Annotated in this window: 4 protein-coding genes; all 4 read right to left on the reverse strand. The window is 35.1% G+C overall.

The window, feature by feature from the left end:
* Positions 1–7: 7 nt before the first annotated feature.
* The gene (locus AFK68_RS10190) at positions 8–556 is read right to left on the reverse strand and encodes a Uma2 family endonuclease (protein WP_094671241.1); all 549 of its coding nucleotides are present in this window, start codon (positions 554–556) and stop codon (positions 8–10) included.
* A 704-nt stretch (positions 557–1,260) separates the two neighbouring features.
* The gene (locus AFK68_RS10195; RefSeq protein ID WP_094671239.1) at positions 1,261–2,343 is read right to left on the reverse strand and encodes a DUF6745 domain-containing protein; all 1,083 of its coding nucleotides are present in this window, start codon (positions 2,341–2,343) and stop codon (positions 1,261–1,263) included.
* A gap of 728 nt (positions 2,344–3,071) precedes the next feature.
* Entirely contained in the window at positions 3,072–4,367 is a 1,296-nt protein-coding gene (locus tag AFK68_RS10200; RefSeq protein WP_094672609.1) for a DUF6745 domain-containing protein, read from the reverse strand.
* Positions 4,354–4,647, reverse strand: coding sequence for a hypothetical protein (locus AFK68_RS10205; RefSeq protein ID WP_094672610.1), 294 nt, complete (start codon positions 4,645–4,647; stop codon positions 4,354–4,356). Before AFK68_RS10205 ends, AFK68_RS10200 begins: the two co-directional genes overlap by 14 nt.
* Between the last annotated feature and the right edge of the window lie 146 nt (positions 4,648–4,793).

Raw genomic sequence — 4,793 nt, forward strand, 5'->3', positions numbered from 1 at the left:
TATCCCTTTAATCAAATCCAATTATTTTTTTGACAGAAATCTCTACTGAAGGAAACGCCAGGGGAAAAATAATTCCATCTTGATAGTTTTGTTCAATTTGATATTCATTATTCATTAGATTGCGAAATACTTTTAAATTTTTTTTAGCAATATCAATTACCCAATATTCTTTTATTCCTGAATTGGCATATAATGTTTTTTTAGTTCCTAAATCTTTTTGTAATGTACTATCAGCAATCTCAATAATCCAGTAAATATCTTCTACATAAGGATGACGTTCTAAATATAATGTATCGGGAGAACGAACAATGCTAATATCTGGTTCTGGTTCAGAGTTAACTAAAGTAATAGGATGTGCTTCCATTACTTCTGCAAGATTTCCTAAAATATGACGTAAATATTTGACTGTTCTATGATTTATAAAACGATGAATTGGTCCTTCTGGACTCATATTAATAATTTCTCCATTAATTAGTTCTACTTTACGATCTTGTACTATTCCTGCATCTATCATACGATGATAATCTTCTACCGTCCATTTAGTAAGACTTGTCATAATTTGATCTTGTTTTTTCCAGAGATTTATTTTTATTTTAGCTTGTGAACCTAGAGAACTTAGACCATTTTCAAAAAAGGCAGTTACATCGGATTTTTTGATTTATTCCTACAAGAAAAAAATATCAATCCCATAAATTATGGAAATCAAACCTTTTTTCTTCTGTAATATTTATGTTTTTCTTCCCCTGTTTCCTATTCCCTATTCCCTATTCTCTGTGTCGTTACTGTAGCAATATTTGATTAAATTGGTATTAGACTGATTAGGAAAATACTATAGTTTGAACTTTTGAAATTAAATAAACCTAACTTATACAATAAATTTTTCAATTGATTTAAAGTGAATTAAATTATTGGGATGGGTTGATATGATTGAATTTTTTCACCTCAATAATTTAACCAGAACCCGGCTGGACTATTGCAATATTTTAGGTGTGTCACGGCACTACTCTCAACAATATTAGTCTTCCCATGGATTAAGTTTGTATAGAAAAATCTTCTGGATCGACTCCCCAATTTATCCATTCAACTGCTTCTTTTGCCGAATTAACATTAGGAGGTACTCTCAAAGTATGAATATTTCCGGTGNGGGTTGATATGATTGAATTTTTTCACCTCAATAATTTAACCAGAACCCGGCTGGACTATTGCAATATTTTAGGTGTGTCACGGCACTACTCTCAACAATATTAGTCTTCCCATGGATTAAGTTTGTATAGAAAAATCTTCTGGATCGACTCCCCAATTTATCCATTCAACTGCTTCTTTTGCCGAATTAACATTAGGAGGTACTCTCAAAGTATGAATATTTCCGGTGCTTGGGCAAATCATTTTTAAAATAAATATTGGCTCAATATCGGCATCATCATCTATTCTGAAAAGAGTATATTCTTGCCAGTTATCTATTTCTATAGTTTGCAAATCTTGGCAAATTTTCTCATAACCAATTTCCTCAATTAAGACTCGTCTAAGTTCGGCATTTTTTGTAGTTAAAAGCCATTCTGGCTGCCATTCTTGGGGATTTAATTTTCCGTATGCTTCTGGTAATCTCACACCATGATAAGCATATAAACTATAACCATCACTAAATTCAATTGCTGGTTTTTCTACAGCATGGAGACGATATTCATCATCTAATAATAACTTTCTGGGGCGATCGCAAATAATGCAAAGATTTCTCAAAGGATATATCCAACCACAATGTTTGACAATAGACTCCAATACTTGCCAATCATCTGAATTATAATTGCAGTTCAGAACAGAAATACAAAAATCTACCGAAGCAACATAACTACTCCATAATTCTGTAGGAATAGGATAACTCCAAAGACACAATAACTTTATAGAAATTTCTGATACTATATCTTGCCATTCTTCTTCTATTTGCGAGTAAAGAATATGACTCCAAAGTTGCCCAGGTTGTAGCGAACCTTCCCCCATTTTACGATCTATTTCTGTAAATAATTCATGGGCAACTTGCATTTCTAGTTCATTTATCAAAAGTTCCCACCTATCCTTGAAAATATGACGATGCCCATAATCATCTTTACTTTCCCATCGCTGCCAAATTTTATCAAGCAGAATATCAAAAGCTGCTTGGGGACTATCAGAAAATACAATTTCTGGATTTGGATCGCCCATCAAACTATAAGCGAATTGAATTGCTTCTGCAGCTTTTTGACGGTTAATAGGTTGGGTATAAAGTGCTATTTTCTGCCACTTTTCCCGATAAACTGGAATTAAAACTTTTTGCTCAGGTGTTAGTTTAGTAATCAGCTTTTGTGACATTTCTCAATAGACATCTCAATAAAGTAGGGAGTAGGGAGTAGGGAGTAGGGAGTAGGGAGTAGGGAGTAGGGAGTAGGAGGCAAAAAATTGATGATTTCTGTGCGATAATTGATTTTATTTTTTATTATCGCAGATGTCTCATAGGATTTACCCATAAGACCGGGTTGATCGACAAAATTTCCTATTTTAGAAAATAATAATCACGACAATAGACCTCTGCGAAAAAGATATGGATTTTTTGCAGGGAACAGGTAATACCATTTCTCTGTAAAAATGCACTTAATAATTCTTACCCAAACCTGAATTTTAGCAATAGCTGTTATCTTTTATAGCGCTACGCGCTAGGGAATAGGGAATAGGGAATAGGGAATAGTAGACTAATAAAGGGTTTTAGGATTTAGAAATGTCAAGAGCCNAATAGGGAATAGGGAATAGGGAATAGTAGACTAATAAAGGGTTTTAGGATTTAGAAATGTCAAGAGCCTTAATGCGTAGCACTATATTAAGCGCAACATCAGGTCGAAATGGTATAAGATATTTTTACGAAAAAGGCAGGAAAAAGGATTTTTTCTGGTTACTTTTTCTTTCTTTATAATATAACTAAAAGGTTTATTTATTTTCCACCAGATGTCTAATAAACATGGTTTCTTATTTCATTGCCTAAGTCTTCATTAATTCTTCTACTTCAGTTAGGAGGTACTTTTAACTGATAACTGAAATGACATTTCTCAAGTTTCCACCAAAAATTCCTCTGGATCGACTCCCCAATTTACCCAAGTAATAGCTTCCCTAGCTGTACTGACATCTGGTGGTACTCTTGTGGCATGAATATAATTCGTACTAGGGCAAGTCATTTTTAATAAATATATAGGTTCAACATCAATATCATTATCTATTCTCAGTAAACTATACTCTCGCCAACTATCTAATTCTACTGCTTGTAACTCTTGACAAATTCTACTGTAGCCTATTCCCTGAATTAATACTCGCCGTAACTCAGCATTCTCTTCTGTCAATAACCATCGCGCCTGCCATCGGTTAGGATGTAATAATCCATATCTTTCTGGCAACTTCACCCCTTGATAAGCATAGATATGATAGCCATCAATAAATTTTATAGCTGCTTCCCCTTCACCATGAAAACGGTTTTGTGCATCTAGAGATATTTTCATTGGGTTATCACACACTAAGCAAGTATTCTCTAGTTGCAACACAAACCCACATTCTTTAACCAACCCTTGCAGTGCCAACCATTTTTGTTCGTCATAGCTACAACCAAGCACTGAAATGCAGAAGTCAATCATCTCAATGGAACTTGCTGTCAAATTTTGGCTAATATTTGAGACTAACCCCATTGCACCCCCTATTTGTTGGAGAGGTTGCTTGATATTTTCTTCCCACTCTCGCATTAAGGGTTGACTTGCTAGAGGTTGCCAAAAGTTTCTATCTAATTGCCGTGACAAAGGTTCTCCTACTTGTTGCCACATTAGATCGCCCAATTCAATTAAAGGTTCCCCTCCAGGAAATTGCCTTACTTGTTGTCGCAAGTTATTTTCCTGCTGTTCCCAAATTTGCCTGAGAATACCACCTTGCCATTCTACCCACAACTGCCCCAACAATTCTGCGTGTTTGCCTAGAGCATCTTGCCAAATAAACATTAACCGCAACAACTGCTCATTGGGCAAGTCATTTTCCAGTTTCTGCCAAAGTTCATTGTCAATTTGACTTTCTAGTTTCTCTGACAGTTCAATTTGTAAACAAGTCAGTAAGGGAGCGCCCAACATTTGTACTAAACGTTGGGGCGATCGCGACCCCACTATTTCTTTTATGGCATCTGGACTACTAAGAAATAGAATTTCTGGTTTCTTTTTTCCCATAGCGGAGTAAACCGCATTTACTGCCGCTGTTGCTCTTTCCCTATCTATCGGGTCAGTTGAAACTATATTCTTGTGCCACTTTTCCCGATAAATTGGTATTAATGATTTTTGTTCTGTTGTTAGGTTTTCAATTTTAGTCTGCCACATAGCGCCACCCCATAGGTTCATATTCTCGCTGAATGCTTACTATCCAGTTTCCTTGTGGAATTGTGACGGGTTTATGTTCTTCGTGGGTTAAACTTGCTGTTTCTGACAAAACTTTTAGGTATAGCGTGCCATCTTTTTCGTATAGCTCCGCATTTCCACAGGTAATCTGGTGGGAATGTCCTGTAACTTCTCCCTCTGCTAAAGTCAGGTGGGATAGTTTCTTACCTGAAGTTAGCTTGATTGGTTGCAATATAACATCACCTTGTCTAATTGGTTGCATCCTTATTTTCCCCTAAATTTTTAATCGTAAGTATAATGGCAGATAATTATATTCCCCTGTAAATTACAGGATACATCATTTTATATTTATTCATCAACTATATTTTTTTATTAATTTTTTTTTTACACAATTTGTCAAAATTATAT

It is taken from the genome of Hydrocoleum sp. CS-953, from assembly GCF_002260545.1.
GTDB lineage: Bacteria > Cyanobacteriota > Cyanobacteriia > Cyanobacteriales > Microcoleaceae > Trichodesmium.

What these genes read in the sequence shown, in the direction of transcription:
- AFK68_RS10195 (WP_094671239.1), bottom strand. Translation starts at nt 2,343, where the DNA reads ATGTCACAAAAGCTGATTACTAAACTAACACCTGAGCAAAAAGTTTTA.
- AFK68_RS10205 (WP_094672610.1), bottom strand. Translation starts at nt 4,647, where the DNA reads ATGCAACCAATTAGACAAGGTGATGTTATATTGCAACCAATCAAGCTA.
- AFK68_RS10190 (WP_094671241.1), bottom strand. Translation starts at nt 556, where the DNA reads ATGACAAGTCTTACTAAATGGACGGTAGAAGATTATCATCGTATGATA.
- AFK68_RS10200 (WP_094672609.1), bottom strand. Translation starts at nt 4,367, where the DNA reads ATGTGGCAGACTAAAATTGAAAACCTAACAACAGAACAAAAATCATTA.